Source organism: Nitratireductor sp. J20-h4 (assembly GCF_056780505.1).
Genome location: NZ_CM165557.1, coordinates 4,148,440 through 4,171,806, shown reverse-complemented (window position 1 = coordinate 4,171,806; position 23,367 = coordinate 4,148,440). Strand labels below are relative to the sequence as shown.

23 protein-coding genes and 1 pseudogene are annotated in these 23,367 nt (G+C 65.0%); 12 read left to right on the top strand and 12 right to left on the bottom strand.

The features are described from left to right. The first annotated feature begins 192 nt into the window (after positions 1-192). From mutS to ACT2B0_RS20190, 7 genes are all read left to right on the top strand, one after another. Positions 193-2,841 carry a DNA mismatch repair protein MutS gene (gene mutS, locus ACT2B0_RS20220; RefSeq protein ID WP_473466127.1) on the top strand — a complete coding sequence of 883 codons (2,649 nt, stop codon included), beginning with the start codon at positions 193-195 and terminating at the stop codon, positions 2,839-2,841. A 120-nt stretch (positions 2,842-2,961) separates the two neighbouring features. Beyond that, on the top strand, positions 2,962-5,634 hold the full coding sequence (locus tag ACT2B0_RS20215; RefSeq protein ID WP_473460051.1) for a bifunctional diguanylate cyclase/phosphodiesterase: 2,673 nt from the start codon (positions 2,962-2,964) through the stop codon (positions 5,632-5,634). A 121-nt stretch (positions 5,635-5,755) separates the two neighbouring features. Then, positions 5,756-8,563 (top strand): [protein-PII] uridylyltransferase, encoded by a 2,808-nt coding sequence (locus ACT2B0_RS20210; RefSeq protein WP_473460050.1) that lies wholly within the window; start codon positions 5,756-5,758, stop codon positions 8,561-8,563. Between the two features lie 84 nt (positions 8,564-8,647). Then, positions 8,648-10,240: a murein biosynthesis integral membrane protein MurJ gene (murJ, locus tag ACT2B0_RS20205; RefSeq protein WP_473460049.1), complete on the top strand. Its 1,593-nt coding sequence runs from the start codon at positions 8,648-8,650 to the stop codon at positions 10,238-10,240. 130 nt (positions 10,241-10,370) lie between these two features. After that, positions 10,371-11,438, top strand: a complete 1,068-nt coding sequence (trpS, locus tag ACT2B0_RS20200) for a tryptophan--tRNA ligase (protein ID WP_473460048.1) — start codon at positions 10,371-10,373, stop codon at positions 11,436-11,438. Between the two features lie 116 nt (positions 11,439-11,554). Next, complete coding sequence (locus ACT2B0_RS20195) at positions 11,555-12,046, top strand: universal stress protein (protein ID WP_473460047.1); 492 nt, start codon at positions 11,555-11,557, stop codon at positions 12,044-12,046. Between the two features lie 107 nt (positions 12,047-12,153). Beyond that, positions 12,154-12,723: a NifU family protein gene (locus ACT2B0_RS20190; RefSeq protein ID WP_473460046.1), complete on the top strand. Its 570-nt coding sequence runs from the start codon at positions 12,154-12,156 to the stop codon at positions 12,721-12,723. Between the two features lie 102 nt (positions 12,724-12,825). Here ACT2B0_RS20190 and ACT2B0_RS20185 read toward each other — a convergent pair whose 3' ends face one another. Beyond that, positions 12,826-13,443, bottom strand: coding sequence for a L,D-transpeptidase (locus ACT2B0_RS20185; protein WP_473460045.1), 618 nt, complete (start codon positions 13,441-13,443; stop codon positions 12,826-12,828). Between the two features lie 272 nt (positions 13,444-13,715). On the opposite strand from ACT2B0_RS20185, the gene ACT2B0_RS20180 reads away from it, so the two are divergent. Further along, a complete protein-coding gene (locus tag ACT2B0_RS20180; protein WP_473460044.1) occupies positions 13,716-14,216 on the top strand; it encodes an MmcB family DNA repair protein in 501 nt (166 codons plus the stop codon). A 44-nt stretch (positions 14,217-14,260) separates the two neighbouring features. Here ACT2B0_RS20180 and ACT2B0_RS20175 read toward each other — a convergent pair whose 3' ends face one another. The 5 genes from ACT2B0_RS20175 to ACT2B0_RS20155 all read right to left on the bottom strand — a co-directional run bounded on the left by ACT2B0_RS20175 (position 14,261) and on the right by ACT2B0_RS20155 (position 17,485). Further along, complete coding sequence (locus tag ACT2B0_RS20175) at positions 14,261-14,674, bottom strand: DUF1801 domain-containing protein (protein WP_473460043.1); 414 nt, start codon at positions 14,672-14,674, stop codon at positions 14,261-14,263. Positions 14,675-14,708: 34 nt separating this feature from the next. Further along, a complete protein-coding gene (locus ACT2B0_RS20170) occupies positions 14,709-14,930 on the bottom strand; it encodes a hypothetical protein (protein WP_473460042.1) in 222 nt (73 codons plus the stop codon). A gap of 48 nt (positions 14,931-14,978) precedes the next feature. After that, positions 14,979-15,389 (bottom strand): SRPBCC family protein, encoded by a 411-nt coding sequence (locus ACT2B0_RS20165; protein WP_473460041.1) that lies wholly within the window; start codon positions 15,387-15,389, stop codon positions 14,979-14,981. Continuing rightward, positions 15,386-15,709 (bottom strand): ArsR/SmtB family transcription factor, encoded by a 324-nt coding sequence (locus tag ACT2B0_RS20160; RefSeq protein WP_473466124.1) that lies wholly within the window; start codon positions 15,707-15,709, stop codon positions 15,386-15,388. Before ACT2B0_RS20160 ends, ACT2B0_RS20165 begins: the two co-directional genes overlap by 4 nt. Positions 15,710-15,874: 165 nt before the next feature. Next, positions 15,875-17,485, bottom strand: coding sequence for a CHASE domain-containing protein (locus tag ACT2B0_RS20155; protein ID WP_473460040.1), 1,611 nt, complete (start codon positions 17,483-17,485; stop codon positions 15,875-15,877). A gap of 223 nt (positions 17,486-17,708) precedes the next feature. On the opposite strand from ACT2B0_RS20155, the gene ACT2B0_RS20150 reads away from it, so the two are divergent. After that, entirely contained in the window at positions 17,709-17,906 is a 198-nt protein-coding gene (locus ACT2B0_RS20150) for a CsbD family protein (RefSeq protein ID WP_473460039.1), read from the top strand. A gap of 454 nt (positions 17,907-18,360) precedes the next feature. On the opposite strand, the pseudogene ACT2B0_RS20145 reads toward ACT2B0_RS20150, so the two are convergent. From ACT2B0_RS20145 to ACT2B0_RS20135, 3 genes and pseudogenes are all read right to left on the bottom strand, one after another. Continuing rightward, positions 18,361-18,618 (bottom strand): annotated as a pseudogene (locus tag ACT2B0_RS20145) (HWE histidine kinase domain-containing protein); the annotation flags it as partial. Between the two features lie 471 nt (positions 18,619-19,089). Beyond that, positions 19,090-19,254, bottom strand: coding sequence for a DUF1328 domain-containing protein (locus ACT2B0_RS20140; protein WP_473460038.1), 165 nt, complete (start codon positions 19,252-19,254; stop codon positions 19,090-19,092). 101 nt (positions 19,255-19,355) lie between these two features. Further along, complete coding sequence (locus ACT2B0_RS20135; RefSeq protein ID WP_473460037.1) at positions 19,356-20,150, bottom strand: response regulator; 795 nt, start codon at positions 20,148-20,150, stop codon at positions 19,356-19,358. 161 nt (positions 20,151-20,311) lie between these two features. Between ACT2B0_RS20135 and ACT2B0_RS20130 the strand changes: the two genes are divergently transcribed. Beyond that, positions 20,312-20,509, top strand: coding sequence for a NepR family anti-sigma factor (locus ACT2B0_RS20130; RefSeq protein WP_473460036.1), 198 nt, complete (start codon positions 20,312-20,314; stop codon positions 20,507-20,509). Next, positions 20,506-21,072, top strand: coding sequence for an RNA polymerase sigma factor (locus tag ACT2B0_RS20125; protein WP_473460035.1), 567 nt, complete (start codon positions 20,506-20,508; stop codon positions 21,070-21,072). Before ACT2B0_RS20130 ends, ACT2B0_RS20125 begins: the two co-directional genes overlap by 4 nt. Here the strand turns inward: ACT2B0_RS20125 and ACT2B0_RS20120 are convergent. After that, positions 21,069-21,446: a response regulator gene (locus tag ACT2B0_RS20120; protein WP_473460034.1), complete on the bottom strand. Its 378-nt coding sequence runs from the start codon at positions 21,444-21,446 to the stop codon at positions 21,069-21,071. The two genes, ACT2B0_RS20125 and ACT2B0_RS20120, sit on opposite strands and share 4 nt — an antisense overlap. A gap of 162 nt (positions 21,447-21,608) precedes the next feature. Here ACT2B0_RS20120 and ACT2B0_RS20115 point away from each other — a divergent pair, with 162 nt between their 5' ends. Continuing rightward, on the top strand, positions 21,609-22,367 hold the full coding sequence (locus ACT2B0_RS20115; protein ID WP_473460033.1) for a Crp/Fnr family transcriptional regulator: 759 nt from the start codon (positions 21,609-21,611) through the stop codon (positions 22,365-22,367). Positions 22,368-22,473: 106 nt separating this feature from the next. On the opposite strand, the gene ACT2B0_RS20110 is transcribed toward ACT2B0_RS20115, so the two are convergent. After that, positions 22,474-22,722 carry a hypothetical protein gene (locus ACT2B0_RS20110; protein ID WP_473460032.1) on the bottom strand — a complete coding sequence of 83 codons (249 nt, stop codon included), beginning with the start codon at positions 22,720-22,722 and terminating at the stop codon, positions 22,474-22,476. Between the two features lie 81 nt (positions 22,723-22,803). Further along, a complete protein-coding gene (locus ACT2B0_RS20105; protein WP_473460031.1) occupies positions 22,804-23,316 on the bottom strand; it encodes a Dps family protein in 513 nt (170 codons plus the stop codon). Positions 23,317-23,367 lie beyond the last annotated feature (51 nt).

The window sequence follows — 23,367 nt, the reverse complement described above, 5'->3', positions numbered from 1 at the left end:
TGTGTTTCCTGCCCGGTTTCGCGCCTTTTCGACGCTTCTTTTGTGGAGCGTTTCGATTAAGGCTACACTTCAAGCCTGTAAATCGCCAAGCAGGAAACAGTTTCAGGATTTACGCGAAAACGGACCTTTGGTCGCGGCCCGATTGTGAACCAGCATCGCCCCGTCAAGAACGCTTCCCCGGCGGCCACGCCGATGATGGAGCAATATACCGAGATCAAGGCGGCGAACGCGGATTCGCTGCTTTTCTATCGCATGGGCGATTTCTACGAACTGTTTTTCGACGACGCGCTGGTGGCCTCGCGCGCCCTCGGCATCACCCTGACCAAGCGCGGCAAGCATCTCGGCGAGGACATTCCCATGTGCGGCGTGCCGGTCCACGCCGCCGACGACTATCTGCAAAAGCTGATCGCGCTCGGCCATCGCGTGGCGGTGTGCGAGCAGACCGAGGACCCGGCCGAGGCCAAGAAGCGCGGCTCCAAATCGGTCGTGCGCCGCGACGTGGTGCGGCTGGTCACGCCCGGCACGATCACCGAGGACAAGCTGTTGGCGCCGTCGGAGGCCAACCATCTGATGGCGCTGGGGCGCGTGCGTGGCGAGGACGGGCTGGGACTGGCCTGGATCGACATCTCGACCGGTACCTTCCTGGTTGCCGCCACCGCGCCCGATCGGCTTCTGGCCGACATCTTGCGGATCGAGCCGCGCGAATTGATCGTCGCCGATCCGGTGTTCCACGACCCGGATTTCAGACCGGTCTTCGACGCGCTCGGCCAGATCGTCACGCCCTTGCCGCCGAGCCTGTTCGAATCGACCGCCGCCGCCGAGCGCGCGGCGCGGTTCTTCGGGTTGGCCACGCTTGACGGGGTCGGCGATTTCGCCCGTGCGGAACTCTCCGCGATCGGCGGCGCGATCGCCTATGTCGAGCGTACGCAAAAGGCGGAGCGGCCGCCGCTGATGCGCCCCGCGCGCCAGGATGCCGGCACGACGATGTTCATCGATCCGGCGACGCGTGCCCATCTCGAGCTCACCCGCACCCTGTCGGGAAAGCGCGAGGGGTCGCTGTTCAACGTCATCGACCGGACGTTAACGGGCGGCGGCGCCCGTTTGCTCGCCGAGCGGCTGATGTCGCCGCTGACCGAGCCCGGCACCATCAACGAGCGTCTCGATTCGGTCTCCTATTTCCGCGCCGAACGGGCCCTTGCCGATGCCGTGCGTACCAGCCTGAAGGGCGTGGCCGACATGCCGCGCGCCCTGGCCCGCCTGGCGCTCAATCGCGGCGGACCGCGCGATCTGGGCGCGCTCGCCGCGGGGATGGCCGCCGCCGCCGAGGCGGCGGCGCTGTTTGCAGACGCCGCGCCGCCGGCCGAGATCGCCGGCGCGCTGGACGCGCTCGCCGCGCTGCCGGCGAAACCGCGCGATCATTTCAAGGCGGCGCTCGCCGACGAACTGCCGTTGCTGAAACGCGACGGCGGTTTCGTGCGGCGCGGCTATCATGCCGAACTCGACGAGATGCGGGCTCTGCGCGACGAGGCGCGCCGGGTGATCGCGGCGATGGAGGCGAGCCTGGTCGAGGAGACGGGCATCCGCTCGCTCAAGATCCGCCACAACAATATTCTGGGCTATTACATCGAGGTCACCGCCAACCATCACGCGGCGCTGGCCGGGACGGACGCGGCCAAGGCGCGCTTCATCCACCGCCAGACCATGGCCAACGCGATGCGCTTCACCACCACCGAGCTGGCCGGGCTCGAAACCAAGATCGCCAATGCCGCCGACCGCGCGTTGACGATCGAACTGGAGATCTTCGCCACGCTTGTCGCCGAGGCGGTGGCGTGTGCGGATGCGATCCGGGCCGGGGCGCGCGCGCTCGCCGTGCTCGACCTGTCGACGGCGCTTGCCGTGCTGGCCGAGGACGAGGGTTACGCCCGCCCGGTGGTCGACACCAGTCTGGATTTCCAGATCATCGCCGGCAGGCACCCTGTGGTGGAAAAGGCATTGCGCGCCCAGGACGGCGAGCCGTTCGTGGCCAACGACTGCGACCTGTCGCCGGCCGATGCCGGCCGGCCCGGCGCGATCTGGCTTCTGACCGGACCCAATATGGGCGGCAAGTCGACCTTCCTGCGCCAGAATGCGCTGATCGCGATTCTTGCCCAGATGGGCGGCCACGTGCCGGCCGCCGAGGCCCGCATCGGCGTCGTCGACCGGCTGTTTTCGCGCGTCGGCGCCTCCGACGATCTGGCCCGCGGCCGGTCGACCTTCATGGTCGAGATGGTCGAGACGGCGGCGATCCTCAACCAGGCCGGCGAACGCGCGCTGGTCATACTCGACGAGATCGGCCGCGGCACCTCGACCTTCGACGGCCTGTCGATCGCCTGGGCGGCGGTGGAATATCTGCACGAGAACAATCGCTGCCGGGCCATTTTCGCCACCCATTTCCACGAGATGACGGCGCTTGCCGACAAGCTCGAGCGCCTGTCCAACGTCACCATGCGGGTGAAGGAGTGGGAAGGCGACGTGGTGTTCCTGCACGAGGTCGGGCGCGGCGCGGCCGACCGCTCCTACGGCGTGCAGGTCGCTCGTCTTGCCGGCCTGCCCGAGAGGGTGGTGGCGCGCGCCCGCGCGGTGCTTGTCCAGCTCGAGGCGAGCGAGACGTCGGGCAGGGCCGGACGCCTTGTCGACGATCTGCCGCTGTTTTCGGCCGTCGTCGACCGCCCGCCGCCGCCGCCCGCTAAGGCGGAACCCCTGACCGGCGCGCTCGAGGCGCTCGACCCCGACGACATGACCCCCAAGGAAGCGCTCGAGGCGCTTTACCGGCTGAAGGGGATGGTGCGGCAACCGCGCTGACCGCGCCGCTGCAAGGGGCCGGGTATCCCGCTCAATGCAAATTTAAGGACTGCCACCTATCGTCTCCGGATATTTGGGTATCGTCGCTGGACGAGAACACCGGTTGGACAGTTGGACCATATGAAGTCAGTCCTTGCCCGGATGCGCAAGACGATGTTCCGGGTCACGAACATTCCCGTAGCCATCGTGTTCGTGGTGGTCGTTGCTGCGGGCATTCTCGCCGAAAGCCAGAATCGCGAGGCGTTCCGGCGCGATCTGCGCGCCGATGTGCTCGGCGATATCAGCCTGATCCGCGCCAAGCTGGAAGGAAACGTCAAGGGCAATATCGAGCTCGCGCGGGGGCTGGTCAGTATGCTGGAGGCGCAGCCGGATACCGGTCCGGCCCAGTTCGCCGCGCTGGCGCGGCGCTTGCTGGCCGGTGAGTCCCAGATCCGGCATATCGCGGCCGCGCCCGGGCTGGTCGTTTCGATGGTCTATCCGCTCGAAGGCAACCAAAAGGCGATCGGGCTCGACTACCGCAAGAACGAAGCCCAGCGCGCGGCGGCTTTCCGCGTGCGCGATTCGGGGGAAATCGTTCTGGCGGGCCCGCTCGACCTCGTTCAGGGCGGCAAGGCGCTGATCGGCCGTTTCCCGGTTTTTGCCGGCCGGGACGGCGGAGAATTCTGGGGCATCGTGTCGGCGGTGATCGACGTCGAGCAGCTTTATGCCGCCAGCGGCCTGAACACGGTCGCCGACAGGCTCAATATCGCAATCCGCGGCAAGGACGGCACAGGAGCCGTCGGCCGGCCGTTCTACGGCGCCGGAACCGTCCTGGCGCAAGACCCCGTGGTCGTCGACGTCAGTCTTCCGGTCGGCTCCTGGCAGGTCGCGGCAGTGCCGAAAGGCGGCTGGGATACCATCTCCTTAAACCCGTGGCCGTTGCGGCTGTTGGTTTTCGCCGCCGGTGCGCTGATCCTCATACCCACCTTCTTCACCGGCAGGCTGATCGAGGAGCGTCAACGCCATATCGGCGAACTGCGCAACCGCCAGAGATTGCTGGCGCGCCTGTCGCGCCGTCTCGGCCTGGCGCTGGCCACGTCGCGGATCGGCGTTTGGGAAATGGACCTCGACAACAACGAGCTGTTCTGGGACGATCGCATGAACGAGCTCTACGGCTACGCGCTCGATGACGCCCCGCGCGCTTATGAGCACTGGGTGCGGCGAATCCATCCCGACGATTGCGCCCGCGCGGAGGAGACGTTTCGCATCGCCGTGGAGACGCGCGGCCGTTACGATTCCGAGTTCCGGCTGTGCCTTCCGGACGGTTCGGTCCGGCACATCCGCTCCATCGGCGTGGTTTATCGCGACGAGGGCGAGCCGACCCGTATCGTCGGCGTGAACTGGGACGTTTCCAGCGACATCCTGCTGACCGAGGATTTGAGGCGCGCCAAGCAGCTCACCGAGGCCCGCAACAGCGAGCTGGAAGCGACCAAGGCGCGTATCGAGCACAACGCCCTGCACGATTCGCTGACAGGGCTCGCCAACCGCCGCTATCTCGACGAGGTTCTCTGCGAATGTTCCAACGCGCGCGGTGACGCGAGCGAAGTCACGGCGCTTTTGCACATAGACCTCGACCGCTTCAAACAGATCAACGACACGCTCGGCCACGCAGCCGGCGACGCCGTTCTGACTCATGCCGCATCGGCGCTGGCCGACACGGTCGAACAGGGCGATTTCGTAGCGCGCGTGGGAGGCGACGAGTTCGTGGTGCTGTGCCGCCGCGCCGTGCGCGCGGGCGGCGATCCGGCCGCAGCACTGTCGCGCCTGGCCGAGCGCATTATCGCCCGCATCCAGCAACCGGTCGCCTATGAAGGCCACGAATGCCGGATCGGCGGCAGTATCGGGATCGCGTTCGCCGCCGACGCCCGGCTCGATCCCAAGAAGCTGCTGGTCAATGCCGACATCGCGCTCTACCGGGCCAAGAGCCGCGGTCGCAACCGCTACCAGTTCTTCAACGAGGCCCTGCAGGCCGAGATCGTCACCACCAAGCGCGTGGCCGACGAAATACTGACCGGTATCGAGCGCGGCGAGTTCCTGCCCTATTACCAGCCGCAGTTCGATGCCGGCACGCTTGCCCTGATCGGCGTCGAGGCGCTTGCGCGCTGGCGGCATCCGCGCGAGGGCATGCTGGCTCCGGACCGGTTCATGAAGATCGCCGAGGAGCTGAACGTGGTCGACATGATCGACCGCATGATCCTGGAGCAGACTCAGGCCGACATGGATACCTGGCGCAAGGCGGGACTGACGATCCCGAAAGCCTCGGTCAACGTGTCCGCGCGCCGGCTGCGCGACGAGGACCTGGTCCGCAGCCTGCGCAATCTCAATATCGCGCCCGGCACCATCTCGTTCGAACTCGTCGAATCGATCTTCCTTGACGAACAGGACGAAGTCGTGGCCTGGAATGTCGACCAGATCAAGGAACTCGGCATCGATGTTGAGATCGACGATTTCGGCACAGGCTACGCCTCGATCGTCAGCCTGCTCAAGCTGAAGCCGAGCCGCCTGAAGATCGATCGCCAGTTCATCCTGCCAATCGTCGACGACAAGCAGCGCCGGCACCTGGTCGGCTCGATCATCGAGATCGGATCGTCGCTCGGCATCGAGGTGCTGGCCGAGGGCGTGGAAACGATGGCGCATGCGCGCATGTTGCGCCGGCTCGGTTGCCACGGGCTCCAGGGCTACGCTTTCGCCCGCCCCATGCCTGCGGACGAATTGGCCGGTTTCGTCCAGGCCAGGCGCTGGCGCGCGGCTTAGAACCGTTCCTGTTGAACTGGAATGGCTCCAGTGAAAATCCGCCCGCCCGCCGTCACCCGTATCGCCGAGACGCGTTTCGGGTTATAGACGGCCTCGCGGCGATCCCCAACGGCTCCAAGACATGGCCAAGGTACCCCTCAAGCTCGGCGAAATCATCAATGGTGCGTCCCTGCGCGCGCGGCTGTCGGCGTGTGCGTCGGAGGCCGGCGGGGACGGCTCGGGCCAGGCGGTGCGCGCCGCGGTGCTGAAAGCGCTGCGCGAGGAACTCGCCGCCGGCCGGACCAAAGCCGAGGCGATGTTGATGAAGGACGGGGGCGGGACCGCCTGCGCGGCGCGGCTGTCGCATCTGATGGACGAGATCATCCGCGCGCTGCACGGTTTCGCCGTCTCGCATGTCTACGCCTCGAAGAACCCGTCCGCGGCCGAGAAGATGGCGATCGTGGCGGTCGGCGGCTACGGCCGCGGCACGCTCGCGCCCGGCTCCGACATCGATCTGTTGTTCTTGCTGCCCTACAAGCAGACGCCCTGGGGCGAGCAGGTCACCGAATATGTCTTGTACATGCTGTGGGACATGGGCCTGAAGGTCGGCCACGCCACCCGCAATGTCGATGAGTGCGTGCGCCTGTCGCGCACCGACATGACGATCCGCACCGCGGTTCTGGAAGCCCGTTTCCTGTGCGGCGAGTCCCCGCTCTTCGACGAGCTGCTGCATCGCTTCGACACCGAACTGATGCGTCGGTCGGGCGGCGAGTTCGTGCAGGCCAAGCTTGCCGAGCGCGACGCCCGCCACGCCAAGGCCGGCGAAAGCCGCTATCTGGTCGAACCCAATGTCAAGGACGGCAAGGGCGGTCTGCGCGACCTGCACACGCTGTTTTGGATCGGAAAATATTATTACCGCGTCCGCAGCGGCGAGGAGCTGGTCGAACGCGGTGTCTTCACCCGCAAGGAATATCTCGTCTTCCGCAAGGCTGAGGACTTCTTGTGGGCCGTGCGTTGCCACATGCATTTCCATGCCGGCAAGGCCGAGGAACGCCTGCATTTCGACATCCAGCGCGATATCGCCGACCGGCTGGGTTATACCAGCCATCCCGGTCTTTCGGCCGTCGAGCGCTTCATGAAACATTATTTTCTGGTCGCCAAGGACGTCGGCGACCTGACCCGGATCCTGTGCGCGGCCCTGGAAGAGGAACAGGCCCGTCACGTGCCGGGCTTCAACCGCCTGGTCCAGTCCTTCTCCCGCCGCCGCCGAAAAGTGCCGGGGACGACCGATTTCATCATCGACAACGACCGCATCAACGTCGCCGACCCGCAGGCCTTCGAACGCGATCCCGTCAACATGCTGCGTCTGTTCTGGTTCGCCGACCGCCACGGGCTGGAATATCATCCCGAGGCGTTGAAGCTGCTGCGCCGCTCGTTGAAACTGATCGACCGCAATCTGCGCCGCGACGCCGAGGCCAACCGGCTGTTTCTCGACGTGCTGACCTCGGACCGCAATCCCGAGCTCAACCTGCGCCGCATGAACGAAGCCGGCGTCTTGAGCAAGCTCATCCCCGATTTCGGCAAGATCGTCGCGATGATGCAGTTCAACATGTATCACCATTACACGGTCGACGAGCACCTCGTGCGCTGCATCGGCGTGTTGTCGGAAATCGAGCACGGCGACGACGCCCGCGTGCATCCGCTGTCGCACAAGCTGATGCCGGGCTTGCGGCCGCAGCGCGAAGTGCTTTACACGGCCGTTCTGCTGCACGACATCGCCAAGGGCCGGCCCGAGGACCATTCGATCGCCGGTGCGCGCATCGCCCGGCGCATGTGCCCGCATATGGGATTTTCCGCCGCCGACACCGAGACCATCGCCTGGCTGGTGGAGAACCATCTGGTGATGTCGAACACGGCGCAGATGCGCGATCTCAACGATCGCAAGACGATCGAGGATTTCGCCGCGGTCGTCCAGTCGGTGGAGCGGCTGAAGCTGCTTCTGGTGCTGACCGTATGCGACATACGCGGCGTCGGGCCCGGCGTGTGGAACGGCTGGAAGGGACAATTGCTGCGCACGCTCTATTACGAGACCGAGCTGCTGTTGACCGGCGGCTTCTCGGAAGTCGCGCGCGGCGAGCGCGCGGCCCATGCCCGCGCGCAACTCGCTAGCGCCCTCGACGACTGGCCCGAGGCCGAAAGCCGGCATTATGTCGATCTGCATTACGAAAACTACCTGCTGACCGTCGATCTCGACGACCAGCTTCGCCATGCCGCCTTCGTGCGCGAGGCCGACGCGGCCGGCCGCCGCCTGGCGACCATGATCCGCACGCACGAATTCGAGGCGGTAACCGAGATCGCCGTGCTCGCGCCCGACCACCCCCGCCTGCTGTCGGTGATCGCCGGCGCCTGCGCGGCCGCCGGCGCCAATATCGTCGACGCCCAGGTCTTCACCACCTCGGACGGGCGCGCCCTCGACACGATCCTGATCAACCGCGAATTCGACCGCGACGAGGACGAGCGCCGGCGCGCCGAGCGCGTCGGCAAGCTGATCGAGGAGGCGCTGGCGGGCAAGTCCTGGCTGCCGGAGATCATCGAGAGGCGGGCCAAGCGGCGGCGCGGGGCGGGCGCCTTCCGCATCACGCCCCAGGCCGAGATCCGCAACACGCTGTCCAACCGCTTTTCGGTGATCGAGGTTTCGGGCCTCGACCGGCCGGGCCTGTTGTCGGAAATCACCGGCGCGCTGTCGGACCTCTCCCTCGACATCGCCTCGGCCCACATCACCACGTTCGGCGAAAAGGTGATCGACACGTTCTACGTCACCGACCTGACCGGCCAGAAGATCGAGAACCCGACCCGCCAGGCCGCGATCCGCGAGCGCCTGGTCGCCACGCTTGTGGGGTCCGCGCCGTCCCGGCCGGCGCGCGGCGGCCGCGCCGCGGCGGCGGAATAGGCAAGAAGGTGCGCGCCCGATGATCCGGCCAGTCTGTCCCCGCATCAATCAACGCCCCGCCGCGACCGCAAGGTGCCTGCCCGCATGAGCCTGATCAGAAAATTCGCCAGCGTGGCTTCGGGCACGATGGCAAGCCGCGTCTTCGGTTTCGCGCGCGAGGCGCTGATCGGCGCCACGCTGGGCGCCGGACCGGTCGCCGACGCGTTTTACGCCGCCTTCCGCTTTCCCAACCTGTTTCGGCGCCTGTTCGCCGAGGGCGCCTTCAACACCGCCTTCATTCCGCTGTTCGCCAAGGAGCTCGAAGGCGGCGGCATGGACGGCGCGCGCCGCTTCGGCGAGGAGGTGCTGTCCGTCCTGGTGGTGTGCCTGGCGGTGCTGTCGGTCGCGGCGATCGTGTTCATGCCGTCTCTGGTCGGTACGATCATCGCCCCCAAATTCGCCGACACGCCGGACAAGTTCGACCTGACCGTCGTGCTGACGCGGATCATGTTCCCCTATCTGTTCTGCATGTCGCTGGTGGCGATGCTGTCGGGCATCCTCAACTCCATGCGCCGCTATTTCCTCGCCGCCGCGGTGCCGGTGCTGCTCAACATCATCCTGATCGCGGTGCTGGTCACGGCGCTCATCATGGGGGCGGAACAGCGTGTCGTCGGGCTGGGACTGGCCTGGGGCGTGCTGGTTTCGGGTATCGCGCAGCTCGCCATCCTGGTGTGGGCGGCGGCCCGCGAGGGCTATGCCATGCGCCTGCGCCGGCCGCGTCTGTCGCCATCGGTCAAGCGCCTGCTCGTTCTGATGGGGCCGGCGCTTCTGACCGGCGGCGTCACCCAGATCAACCTTTTGATCGGCCAGATCATCGCCTCGGCCCAGGACGGGGCGATCGCGCTCTTGAACTATGCCGACCGCATCAACCAGCTTCCGCTCGGCGTCATCGGTATCGCGGTCGGCGTGGTGCTGCTACCGGAACTGTCGCGCGCGCTCAAGGCCGGCGATGCCGCCGACGTACAGCATCTGCAAAACCGCTCGCTGGAATTCGCGCTGGCGCTGACCCTGCCGGCCGCGGTCGGTCTCGCCGTCATGCCCGCACCGATCGTAGCTCTGCTCTACCAGCGCGGCGCCTTTACCGCCGAGACCACCGCGCTGACCGCCGCCGCCCTTGCCGCCTTTGCCGTCGGCCTGCCGGCCTTCGTGCTGAGAAAGGTGTTTCAGCCGGCCTTTTTCGCCCATGAGGACATGAAGACGCCAATGTGGTTCACCGGCGTCGAGGTCGCGCTCAACATCTCCCTCAGCCTTGCCCTGTTCCCGGTCTACGGCCATGTCGGCATCGCCGCGGCGACCTCGATCGCGGCCTGGGCCAATGTCGTGCTGCTGGTCGTGACGCTCTGGCGGCGCGATCTGTTTAGGCCGTCGCCCGTGACGCTGCGCCGCGTCGCGCTGATCGTTCTGGCGAGCGCGATGATGGGCGGGGTGGTCTGGCGGCTGCAGGAGACGTTTTCGTCCAGCCTCGCGGGCGCCCCGCTCCTGATACGCCTTGTCGCGGTCCTAGGGGTGATCGGCGCCGGCGCGGCGGTCTATTTCAGCGTCGCGATCGCCACCGGCGCGCTCGACCGCCGGGAACTGGCGGGGCTTGTCCGTCGCCGTCGCGCCAGGGCGCCCGCCGCGCCGGCCGAAACGGACTGAGCCTCCCACGACCGGGCCTGGGTGCCATATCCGGCTTGAAAGCCGGCCCGGCCTCGTTCATAAGCGCCTCGCATTCCGCGATGCCCTCGCCAGATACGAGGCCCTCCACAAGCCCCGGAGACCAACACGCATGTCGTCCTTCAAGCCGCTCGTCTTTTCCGGCGTCCAGCCGACCGGGAATCTGCATCTCGGCAATTATCTCGGCGCGCTGCAGAAATTCGTCGCGCTGCAGGATAGCCATGACTGCATCTATTGCGTGGTCGACCTGCACTCGATCACCGCCCAGCTCGTCCACGACGACCTGGCCGGTCAGACCCGCGCCATCACCGCGGCATTTCTGGCCTCCGGCATCGACCCGAAAAAGCACATCGTCTTCAACCAGAGCCGCGTGCCGCAGCACGCCGAACTGGCCTGGATCTTCAATTGCGTCGCCCGCATCGGCTGGATGAACCGCATGACGCAGTTCAAGGACAAGGCCGGCAAGGATCGCGAGAACGCCTCGCTCGGCCTGCTCGCCTATCCCAGCCTGATGGCGGCCGACATCCTGGTCTACCGCGCCACCCACGTGCCGGTCGGCGACGACCAGAAGCAGCATCTGGAACTCACGCGCGATATCGCCACCAAGTTCAACAATGATTTCTCCGGGCGGATCGCCGAGCGCGGCCTCGGGGTCGAGATGGCGATGGGCGAGGAGACGGTCAACGGCTTCTTCCCGCTGACCGAACCGCTGATCGAGGGACCGGCCACGCGGGTGATGAGCCTGCGCGACGGCACCAAGAAAATGTCGAAATCCGATCCGTCGGACCTGTCGCGCATCAATCTGACCGACGACGCCGACCAGATCGCCAAGAAAATCAAGAAGGCCAAGACCGACCCCGAGCCGCTGCCCTCGGATGTCGAGGGGCTGGCCGCCCGTCCCGAGGCGGACAATCTGGTCGGCATTTACGCCGCGCTGTCGGGCATGTCGCGCGCCGCCGTGATCGGCGATTTCGGCGGCAAGCAGTTTTCCGTCTTCAAGCCGGCCCTGGCCGAGCTTGCGGTCGACAAGCTGGCGCCGATTTCTGGTGAGATGCGCCGCATCTCGGCCGATCCGGGTTTTGTCGACGGGGTTCTGCGCGATGGCGGCGAACGCGCCGGCGTGCTTGCAGAACAGACGATGAAGTCCGTGCGCGCGGTCGTCGGGCTGCTGGGCGACTGAGCCTGTGGCCGTGCCGCGGCCGCTGTCGCATGAGGCGGCGTTCGCGAAGCCATGCCTTGCCGTGCCTGTCGCCGGATGGCAGATTGCGCCCGGGCATGGTGCTCCAGGATGACTGAATGGTTTCGAAACGACTGAGCCGCGAAGCCGGACACCGGCGCAAATTTCTCGCGATCGTGGACGAAACGCCGGAAAGCGAGCGGGCCGTCGCCTACGCATCGCGGCGTGCCCAGAGCACCGGCGGGGTGCTGGTGCTGTTGTTCGTGATCGAACCGACCGATTTCCAGCAATGGTTCGGCGTTGAAAAGATCATGCGCGAGGAGGCCAATGCCGCCGCCACCGCCGCTCTCGACCAGGCGGCGCGGCGGGTGCGCGAGCAACTGGGAATCGAGCCGGAGCTGGTGGTGCGCGAGGGCGAGCCGGCCGAGGAGATTCACAAGCTGATCGAGGAGGACCAGGATATCGCCATCCTGGTGCTCGCCGCCGGCGCGGCCAAGGAGGGCCCCGGCCCGCTGGTCTCGTCGATCGCCGGCAAGGGCGCGGCCTTCCCCATCCCCGTCACCGTCGTGCCGCTGAACCTCAGCGACGCGGACATTGAAAGCCTGGCCTGAGAAAACTATTCCACCGCAACCCCTGCCGCGGCCTTGTCGTCGCTTGATCAAACCGGCCGCAGCTATTATTTAGAACTATTCAAAACTGGAAAGGCTGGAGTCCCGCCATGTTCATTCAGACCGAGGCGACCCCCAATCCCGCGACGTTGAAATTTCTGCCCGGCGTGGTGGTCATGAACGAAGGCACCGCCGATTTCCGCGATCCCGCCCAGGCGCGCGAAGCGTCTCCGCTCGCCGGCCGCCTGTTTGAGATTCCGGGCGTGACCGGCGTGTTCTTCGGTTACGATTTCGTCACCGTGACCAAGGATGGGCCCGACTGGCAGCATCTCAAACCGGCCATTCTCGGCACGATCATGGAGTATTTCATGTCCGGCCAGCCGGCCATGGCGACGCCGGTGGCCGGCGCCGAACCGGTCGAGGACGGTGAGTTCTACGACCAGGCCGACGAGGAGATCGTCGCCACCATCAAGGAACTGCTCGATACGCGGGTGCGTCCCGCCGTGGCGCAGGATGGCGGCGACATCACCTTTCGGGGCTTCGAGAACGGTACGGTGTTCCTGCACATGAAGGGCGCCTGCGCCGGCTGTCCGTCCTCGACCGCGACGCTCAAGCACGGCATCCAGAACCTGCTTCGCCATTTCGTGCCCGAGGTCCAGCAGGTCGAGCAGATCGTCTGAGCGCGCCGTCGGCGCCGTTTCTCCTTCCCTTTACGATAAAAGGCCGGGTCGCGAGGACCCGGCCTTTTTTGGGACGTCCGTGTTGCCTGGACGGTCCGCGGCTTATTTCACGATCACCTTGGCGCCGATCTCGGCGCGGTCGTAGAGATCGATCACGTCCTGATTGATCATGCGGATGCAGCCCGACGACATCGCCCGGCCGATCGAGGCCCATTCCGGCGTGCCGTGCAGGCGGTAGCCGGTGTCGCCGCGCTTGTTGTGCAAATAGAGCGCGCGCGCGCCGAGCGCATTGTTGAGGCCGGGGGGCATTCCGCCGGCATATTTGGCCAGTTCCGGCTGCCGCTTGATCATCGCCGCCGGCGGCGTCCACACCGGCCATTCCCGCTTGGCGGCAATACGCGCGGTGCCGCTCCATTCGAAACCCTCGCGCCCGACGCCGATGCCGTAACGCATCGCCTTGCCTTCGGGCATGACGAAATAGAGGAATTTCTCCGAGGTATCGACGATGATCGTCCCCGGCTTTTCCTTTGTGTCGTAACGCACGATCTGGCGGTGATATTTGCGCGGGACCTTGCTGATCGGGATCGACGGCAGGCGGTAGCCGGCATCCCGTTTCGATCCGTAGTCCGACGTAAACACCCGATAGGACGTACTCGTACACCCGGCCAGGGCCACGACCAATGCCAGCCCGGCGGCAGTTACCAATGATCTGATTGTCATGCTCACGATCCGCGCGTTCCCCACCCTGCGCAATTGCGCCCGATTCAAGCCATGTTTATGCCACGTTCGTTAAACGCGATAAACCTGTTTTGCCAAGTCGGGAAGTGAACCCGGCAAGCTTTGGAAAGCACTTGCGGTGTTCATCATTGCATTTGAGCAACATTTTCACGCATTTGTGATAGAAATTGCCGATCATCTTGTCCTGTCAGGAGTGAATGCGTCCGCCTGCCGGACCGGTTTGCGCGCCGGCGCGATCATGGCAATGTGGCGCCATGCCGATCGTGAGTCCCGTATCCGCCAACCCGCTGGCCGATGGCCGCCAGTCGCAGAACGCGCTTCTGGTCAGGCGCGGGGTCCAGCGCATGCTCGCGCAGATGAACGCGCACGTGCTGCCCGAACTGTCGCTGGCCGGCGGTCGCCGGGCCGACCTGGTGGCGATCATGCGCAATGGCGAATTCTGGATCATCGAGATCAAATCGTCGGTGGAGGATTTTCGCGTCGACCGCAAATGGCCCGACTACCGGGCGCATTCCGACCGGTTCTTCTTTGCCACCCATCCCGACGTGCCGGCATCGATCTTTCCGCCCGAATGCGGCTTCATCCTCGCCGACGGCTACGGCGCCGAAATCCTGCGCGAGGCGCCCGAGCACCGGCTGGCGCCGGCGACCCGGCGCGCGCTGATGCTGCGTTTCGCGCGCGCCGGCGCGGCGCGGCTGACCAATGCCGAATTGACCGGGGTGAGCGTGCCCGTGCTCGACGGCGAAAGCGATTAGCGGATGTCGGGATGAGGGGCCGGGCGCGCGCGGCCCGGCCCTCGTCATGCCGCCTTGCCGGCGCGCTTGTTTGAGCCTGTGGACGCGTTCTTCTTCAATTTGGTCCGGTTGTAGTCGATGGCCGCGCGCACCAGCGCCGTCAGCGCGGGCGCATCGACGGGATCGCCCTCGAAAAGGTCGATCGCCCGCCTCGCATTGCCGTCCAGCCCGGCATTGAAAAGCGCGTCGGGGTCCTGCAGGCCGGCCCCGTGGGCGAAGGTCAGCTTGACCTTGTTCTTGTGCGCGTTGCCGACCGCGATCAACCCGTCGCGCGACCAGGTCGGGCTGCCCATCCACTTCCACTCCTCGACGATTTCCGCGTCGGCCTCCAGAATGGCTTTGCGGATCTCGGCCAATGTCCTGCCGCGCCAGTCGGCAAGTTCGGCGATCATCCGGTCGATTTGGTGCGATGCGGTCATGGAACGGTCCTGCCTCGAATGTCTTCCGGTGCGTTCATGCCGCGCCGCGCCCGCTGCGCCACCTGGCGGCATAGGGCAGCACGAACAGAAAAAGGCCGCTGGGCAGCAGCAGGAAAAGCGGGATCAGCACCAGCAGATAGACCCAGAAGGCTGGTTCTTGCCCGGTGCTGATGGCGACGATGTTGACGAGAAATCCGGCGGTAAAGGCGATCGACAACCAGCGGTGACACTGTCTGATCCATAAGCTCCAGGTCAAGGAAACCTCCTTCTTGAAGATATGCGTTGGCGGAATGGTCGGCGCTTTTCAGTCCAGCCCTTCCAGAACGCGCTCCAGACTGGCCAGAAACCGCGGCCAACCCGCGGTGGCGCCCCGATAGTAGGATTGCTGGTCGGGTCGAAAACCGGTTTGCTCCAGGCGCAGCCTTGTGCCGGCCGGTGTTGGTGTGAGGCTCCACGTGACGACGCTCCTGAGATCCTTGGTGTCCCATGTGTAGGCCAGCGTCCGGTTGGGCTCGATGGCCTCGACCTGGCAGGCGACGGCGCCCCAATCCGCGTGAAGGCCGAAACGGTGGCCCAAAACCGGGGAAAAATCGCTTTTCATCAGCCACTCGGCGATCAGGTGCGGCTGGGTCAGCGCGCGCCAGACCTTTTCGGGCGCATGCGGCAGCTCGCGCTCGACGACGATGGTTTTCGTACCCGTCGCGGCCTCGTTCATTGGTCCATCCTTGCCAGCAGGTCTTCCAGCTCGTCAAACCGGCTCTGCCAGAAGCCGGCCATCTGCTGCGTCCAGTCGACGAGCGGAGCCAGCGCGCCGGGTTGGGCGCTATAATGGGTCTGGCGGCCTTGGTGGCGGTCGCGCACCAGTCCGGCCTGCCGCAGCAGACCGAGATGTTTGGAAACGGCCGGTTGCGAAATACCTATCCGGGCCGTCAGCGCCTTGACCGTCTGCTCCCCGTCCCGGCACAGGCGCTCGAAGATCGCCCGGCGTGTCGGGTCGGCAAGCGTCTTGAAAATCGTGTCGTGAGGCTGCGGCATCGCGATTGATAACTTTCCGGCTATTGAATAATCAATAACCATTCAGCTATGCGTTCGTCAAGCCGCGGCGGGCAACGTCAGGATGTCCGGACCCTGGCCAGTATTTTCGCGAGCCGCGACGTCCATGCGTTGCGCAGGGCCGCCATCGTCGGGGATGGAGCGCCGCTACCGGCGGTGCGGAACCGTGATCGTGACCGAAAACCCGGTCTCGCCATAGCTGCGTTCGACACGGCCGCCCAGCTCGCCGATGATGTTGGCGTCGATCAACCGGCTGCCGAAGCCGCGCGTTTCGGGTTCGCGCACGGCCTCTTCGGTCTGTTCGCTCCAGATCAGGCGCAGCATCCGCTTGCGCGGCGGCCCCTCGAGGCGCCACGTCACTTTCAGCCGTCCTTGCTGTTCCGCGCCCGAGCCGTATTTGAGCGTGTTGGTCGCCAGTTCGTGAAAGGTGAGCGCAAAAGCCTGGCTCTGTTTTTCGTCGAGTTCCACGCGGGGCCCCGCGACACGGTCCCCGCCCAGCGCTTCGCCGAAGACCTGATCGAGTTCCGTGCACAGCAATTCGCGCAGATCGGCCTTTTGCCAACGCGACCGCGTCAGCATGTCCTGCGCGTTGGCCATCGCCTGCAGGCGGGCCGTGAAGGAGTCCGAAAACTCCTCCACCGAGGCCGCCCGCGCACCCGTCTGACGCGCCATGGCCAGGATGCGAGCGATCGCGTTCTTCAGGCGATGCTTCATTTCCTGGAGGATCAGTTCCTTTTCCTTCACCGTCCTTTCGGAGATCGCATGAAGCGCGTGCGCGCTTTCGACCGCCTTGATCTGCCAGCGCGCCGAGGCGGCGATCGCCGCGGCGAGCAGCAGAGAGATCGCCCCGACGATGAAGGTGTAGAAATTGGTCCGGCCGCGAAGAAATCCGGGACTCTCGTGCATTCTGAGCGTCCATTGCCGACCGGCGACCTCTATCGAGCGGCTGACCACATAATGCGTCGTCGTGTCGTCGCCGTCGAAATTTTCCGAGCGATAGAGATGCCAGATGTTGTCGCCGGTGGTGTCCAGCGTCTCAACCTCGACCGGCAGTTGGTAGCTGGTGTTGAACGCGGCCTCGTGTAGGTCTCCCGCCCGGAAGGGCGCGTAGACGAATCCGGCATGGTCGCGCAGGCCCGCACCCCGCGCGCCCTGCGAGGGCAAGGGCAGATAGACCAGGAAGCCGGCCTGCTTCTGGTTGGTGATCTCCTGCACCAGTTCCACCGGCGCGCTGGCGCGCGGCTTGCCGCTGACCATCGCGCGCTCCATGGCGTCGCGGCGCTTGGGCTGGCTGTACATGTCGAAGCCGAGGGCCTCGCGATTGCGCGCATCCTGGGGTTCCAGAAGCACGATCGCGGCGCGCTGCGTCTGGTCCGTGGCCGGTCGTACGGTGCGCTCGATGCCGTAATTGCGCGCGATTTCCCGCGCAATCCTGGCGTCGTCGGCCGGTGTCGAAAGCCGGGCGAAGCCGATGCCCTGCATGCCGTCGAACTCGCCGTCGAGATCGAGTCCATTGACGAACCGGGCAAATGCCGCCCGGCTGACCCTGCCGTCATTCGCCTCGAAAAACGACATCGTCGCCACCAACAACGCGATATGCTGGTTGACCCGGTTGCTGATGCGATCGACGGCCTCGTCGGCGATGACCTCGAAGCGGGCGCGATTCGCCGCTTCCTCGGTCCGGTAGACCACCGAGGCGACGCCACCCCCGACCAGGGCGACAAGCAGAAAGGCGATCAGCGGCAGATATCGTTTCACGTCCTGTATCCGTTTTTGCGGCCGGCGAGTGTTAGCATCGTTGCCGACGGCTGCAACGACTTGTTGTGCGCCGGTGCCCGGCCGCATTCTTCCTGCACGCCGAACACGGCGCTTTTCCGCCAAACGTGTCCATCGGGGTGCCTACGGTGGAACCCTGCTGCCTGCCGAACGTTTTGAACACGACGATCATTCATCGATTGTCGGACGAGAAAAGGAGAATGGCATGAACTGGAACCAGGTTGAAGGAAACTGGGAGCAATTCAAGGGCAAGGTGCAGGAACAGTGGGGCAAGCTGACCGGCGACGACCTTGACGTTGTGGCGGGCAACCGCAAACAGCTCGCCGGCAAGCTGCAGGAGCGTTACGGCAAGGCCGAGGCCGACGCCGAACGCGAAATCGACGATTGGCTGAACCGCCACTGATTTGCCCGGGCCGGGCGCACATGCCGGTCGCGCAAGGGCGGGTCCCGACGGGCCCGCCTTTTGTGCGTGTCCTGCCGTTGCAGCCGTCCTCGCGCACGGTGCATTACCGGTTCGCATACAACGGAAATGACAGAGTGTAGGAAACGACGCCTTCGACGTCGCCGTAGCGCGCCGTGCCGTCGAGCGCCGACGGTGCGATCCGGTTGAGGACGGCGCTGGCGAAAGCGTCTTCGTCTTCTTCGCCGACGGATTCGCTGTCACCGGGATGCCGGTGTTCCCGCCACTTGATCGACGCCGTCTCGACACCGGCTTTTTCGACGACCCTACAATCGAGCTGGATTTGCGGCGCGCCGCCGTTCAGTCGCGACGCCGCCAGCGCGTTGACGATCAACTCGTGCAGGGCCAGCCCGACATGGACCGTCTCGTTCGGCGACAGGATCGGATCGTCACCGCTGAGCTGCATCGTCTTGGACACGTCGCGAAAATATTTTGCGCCCTGCTGGTAGGCCAGGCTACGGAAACTGGCACCGCGCCAGCTCGAATCGGTGATCAGGTCCTGCGATCTCGACAGCGAGTGCAGCCGACCGTAGAAATTGGGCAGGAAACTGGCGAGCGAACCGGACGACCGCGCCGTCTGCGAGGCGATGCTCTGGATGATGGCCATCAGGTTCTTCGACCGGTGGCTGACCTCGCGCAGCAGGCTTTTCAGCACCTTTTCGCGCCGGCGCTCTTCTGTCAGCTCCGTCACGGTCGTCAGGAGCGCGACCTCGTCGCCGTCGGGATAGGATTCGACAAAGAATTCGAAATAGCGTCCGTCCGCTCGTTCGGCATGCACGCGCTCGGCATTGCCGCTCTTGCAGACCCTGGCCTTGGCCAGGTTGAGACGGCCGGAGAGTTCGGCGCCGTAAATCTGCTCGTCTTGTGGTTCGCCCCCATCAGGCAACGTCCAGCTGTCGGGAAGATTGATGATAAAGACGTAACGTCGCTGCGCATCCTGCAGGGTCAGGCAAATGCCCGAGCGCAACAGTGCGGTGATCAGATGACGCCGAAGCTTGCGCGTATCCTGGTCTGGCCGTTCCCAGTTCCGCCTGGTCTCGTCTGTTGCTTTTCTACTCAACACAATTCTCCGCCAGCGATCCGGCCGCCTTTGTCGCGGCCGGACCGGTTTCGGATCGAATCCGTCTTATGTTCGCCTTATGAAGCTCGCCACCAGCGAGATGACCAGCAAGATCAGAAAGAGATAGAACAGAACCTGCGCTATTCCCGTCGCCGCCCCGGCGATACCCCCGAAACCGAGGACGCCGGCGATGATGGCGATCACGAGAAAGACCAGAGCATAATAGAGCATTGCCGTTCTCCTTTGGATATGTAGGGGAACAAACGGTCTCGCTCACATTATGTTCCGCTGAACGAGCTGAAATCATCGGGCGCCCGGCGTCCAGGCCGCGATTATGCGGCCGCTTCGGCATTCTCGTTGAAGAACAGCGCCTGGCTGATCAATGCCTTGAGCATCTGTGGGTTGAACGGCTTGGTCATCAGAAAGGCCGGTTCGGGCCGTTCGCCGGTCAGAAGGCGCTCGGGGAAGGCGGTGATGAAGATCACCGGCACGCTCGCCGTCTTCAAGATATCGTTGACCGCATCGATACCCGAGCTGCCGTCGGCGAGCTGGATGTCGGCGAGCACCATTTTCGGGGTCGTGCCGCGATAAAGCGCGACCGCTTCCTCATGCGTGCGCGCGATGCCCGTCACCGTGTGGCCGAGTTCTTCGACGATCTGCTCGATATCCATCGCGATCAGCGGTTCGTCCTCGATGATCATGATCTCCGTGGCCACCTGGCGCGAGATCTCGGTGGCCGCCGCCTCGAGCAGGGTACCGATCTCGCCTTTGTCGAGATCGAGGATTTCGGCCGTCTCGGACTGGCTGAACTCTTCGACCGCCACCAGCAGATAGGCCTGGCGCGCGACAGGAGGAATCGCGGCCAGGTTGGACGCGGCGCGCTGTTCCCAGGCGAAAGGCGATTGTGGCGGCGCTATGTCAACCGTTGTGGAACCGAAAACGGTCGAAAAGAGTTTGTAGATGGCAACCCGGTCGCTCGAGGTGTCGGGAAAGGCCGATACATCCGCGATCAGCGCTTCGAGCACGGCGGCGACGTAGGCGTCGCCGGAGGTCTGCGAACCCGTGACAGCGCGCGCATAACGCCGCAGCAGTGGCAGATGAGGGGCGATGCGGGTGGAAAGCGACATCGTGACGGGTCTCCCTTGTCATGACATTGGTTGGGCGTTCAAAGTGCTGGTCAACGCATCATGGATAAAAAAGTTCCCGGCAATGGAACTTTTTGTCGGCTTTTGCATTTTGGATCGTACCAGGGCTCGGGAAACCGTCGAAAATGAAGGAAAACAGGAAAATGCCGGCAATCGATCCAGCGCAAGCCGATTTTGCCGGATCGTCTGAAACGGGCGGTCGCATATCGTCGAAATTGCGTGAACTTTACGATTCCATCAAGGAGGAGGCGATCCCGGATCGGTTCCTCGATCTGCTTGAAAAGCTGGACGAGGTCGAAAAATCGGCCGCCGCCCCCAAAAGCGGAAAGGACCGCCCATGAGGTCCGCTTCTTCCCGCGAGGAGCCGGCGTTCAAACGCGAACTGTTGGCCTCGCTGCCCAATTTGCGTGCTTTCGCCGTTTCGCTCATCGGTCGGCACGACCGGGCCGATGATCTGGTGCAGGACACGATCATGAAAGCCTGGGCGAAACAGGACAGTTTCGAGCCCGGCACGAATTTGAAGGCTTGGCTGTTCACCATCCTGCGCAACGAGTTCTACAGCCAGATGCGCAAACGCGGTCGCGAGATCCAGGACAGTGACGGCATCTTCACCGAACGACTGTCGACCCATCCCGCGCAATACGGTTCGCTCGACCTGGCCGATTTCCGCAAGGCGCTGGGCGAACTGCCCGACGATCAGCGTGAAGCGATCATCCTGGTCGGCGCGTCCGGTTTTGCCTACGAGGAGGCGGCGGCGATCTGCGGCTGCGCGGTCGGCACGATCAAGAGCCGCGTCAGCCGGGCGCGCCAGCGCCTGCAGGAGCTGCTGGCGGTTTCGGGCGAAGCCGATTATGGGCCCGATCGCGATTCGGCCTCGATCGTCTCGCGCGCTTTCGCCGGCTAACCGGCCGTGGAGCGCCCGGCGTGCAGAATGGCCGTCACCGAGCGGGCGATCTCGCCGGAGGGAAACGGTTTTAAAACGACGGGCCATTCGCAAAATCCGTCTACGCCGTCGCGATCGCCCTCGGAGGTGGAGGTGAAGACCACCGCGCCGCCGGCCGAGCGCGCGGCCGCGACCAGGTTTCCGGTCGTCGCCGGATCATCCTGGACCTCGATCACGACAATATCGAAACGGCGCGTGCGCAGCAGGTCGTGGGCCGCTTCCGGTGTCGCCGTCTCCGCCTCGCAGCCAAGTTCCTCGGACAGGATCTGCGCGGTGTCGAAGGCGATCAGATATTCCGAATCGATCACCAAGATCTCGGGTTTGTGGTCGGGCAAGGGATTCTGTCCAGTCTGTGCTGTCGGCCACGCCCCGATCGGAGGACGGCCGGTTTTTGACGGCTTCAAGTGCCTCTAGCGGGGCGCGCTGTCATTTAAATAAGACACGACCCGTATCGGTGTCGGTGGCGGCGCCGATATGCGCGTAACGGGCGGAGTTCCATGGCAAGAAACGGCAAGCTGATCGCTCCGCGTACGAAATGTTCGGCCTGTCCGTTGCGCAGGCGCGATCAATTTCGCGACTTCGAGGCGGATGAACTCGATTTCGTGTCCACCTTCAAGACCGGGGAACTGACCGCCGATGCCGGTGCGTCCATCCTGGTGGAAGGCAGCCACAGCGCCCATTTGTTCACCGTTCTCGACGGGTGGGCCTTCCGCTACAAGATCCTCGATGACGGACGCCGCCAGATCCTGAACTTCATTCTGCCCGGCGATCTCGTCGGCCTGCAGGGCTCGCTGATGGGGGAAATGCAGCATTCGGTGGAGGCGCTGACGCCGCTGACCCTGTGCGTGTTCGAGCGCGCACGGCTGGGATCGTTGTTTTCAGGCTATCCCGATCTCGGCTTCGACCTGACATGGATCGCGGCGCGCGAGGAGCGTATTCTGGACGAACACCTGTTAAGCCTCGGCCGCCGGTCGGCGCTCGAACGGGCGGCCTATCTGCTGGCTTTCCTCAACCGGCGCGCGCGCCTCGCCGGCCTGTTCGACAATGGCCGCAAGAGGATGCTGCCGGTGTCCCAGCAGCATCTGGCCGACACGCTCGGCCTGTCGATCGTGCACACCAACAAGACCCTGCGCAAGATCGCCGCACGCGGCCTCGTGCGCTGGCTCGACCGCGGCTGCGTCGTCCTCGACGAGGACGGTCTGTGCAAGATCGCGGGCTGGGCCGATCCCGCCGTTGGCAGGCGCCCGTTCATCTGAACCTGAAACGCGCACTCTGCCCAGACAGGCAAACGGCCCGGCGGCGACCGGAAAGTCACCGTCGGGCCGCCGCGATCGGCGCCGATCGCGAACGGACGTCAGCGTATCACAGCGTCGCGGCGCCTGTGTCTTCGCTCGAAACGGTCTTCACCCCGAGCCGCTGCAGCGCGAGCTCGATTTCGTGCAGATCGTCGTTCAGGCCGTCATCGGCGATCATATCGGCCTCGGACGCCGCGCGCTGCCTGTCGCGTGCTTCGCGGCGCAAGGCCTCCAGGCGTGAGACGCGTTCGTCCCGGCTCAGCGTGTCGTCGGCCAGGATCGCGCGCAGTTCGGTTTGCATCGCTGTCTCGCTCATCATCCATCTTCCCGTCATCGACCGGCCCGGGCTCCGAAAGCCGCGGGCTCGGTTGGTTGTGCCGCCGCCGTCCGCGCCGGCTCAGTCGGCGACGATCGCCCGCAGCATCCAGACCGCCTTTTCGTGGAAGGTCAGGCGCTCAGTGAGCATGTCCTCCGTCACCACGTCGTCGGCGCCTCCGGCCTTGATCGCCGCCTTGCGCAATTCGCGCGCGGCCGCCTCGTGGTCCTTGATCAGATCCTCCATCATGCCGATCGCCGACATATGGTCGACATCGTCCGAAGCGGGTGCGAAGCGCGCCGCCTTGCCAGGCCCGGCCGGCGCCAGGTGCCCGAGCGCCCGGATGCGCTCGGCAATGACGTCGGCGGCCGAAAACAGCGCGTTGTAGTGTTCTTCGGTCAGTTCGTGCAGCGGCTTGAACAGCGGTCCGACGACGTTCCAGTGGTAGAGATGGCTCTTGATGGTGAGCTGGTAGGTCGACGCCAGGATCGACGTCAATGCCTCGGCCATCTCGGCGCGATAGGCATCCTTAAGGCCGGTGTCGACCTTCTCCTGCTGTGTCCTTGGTTTCAAAACCGTGGCAAGCTGGGCCATGTTTGTCTCCCTTCATCAATGACGCAAACCGCGCGCGCGGCTTGCGGACAG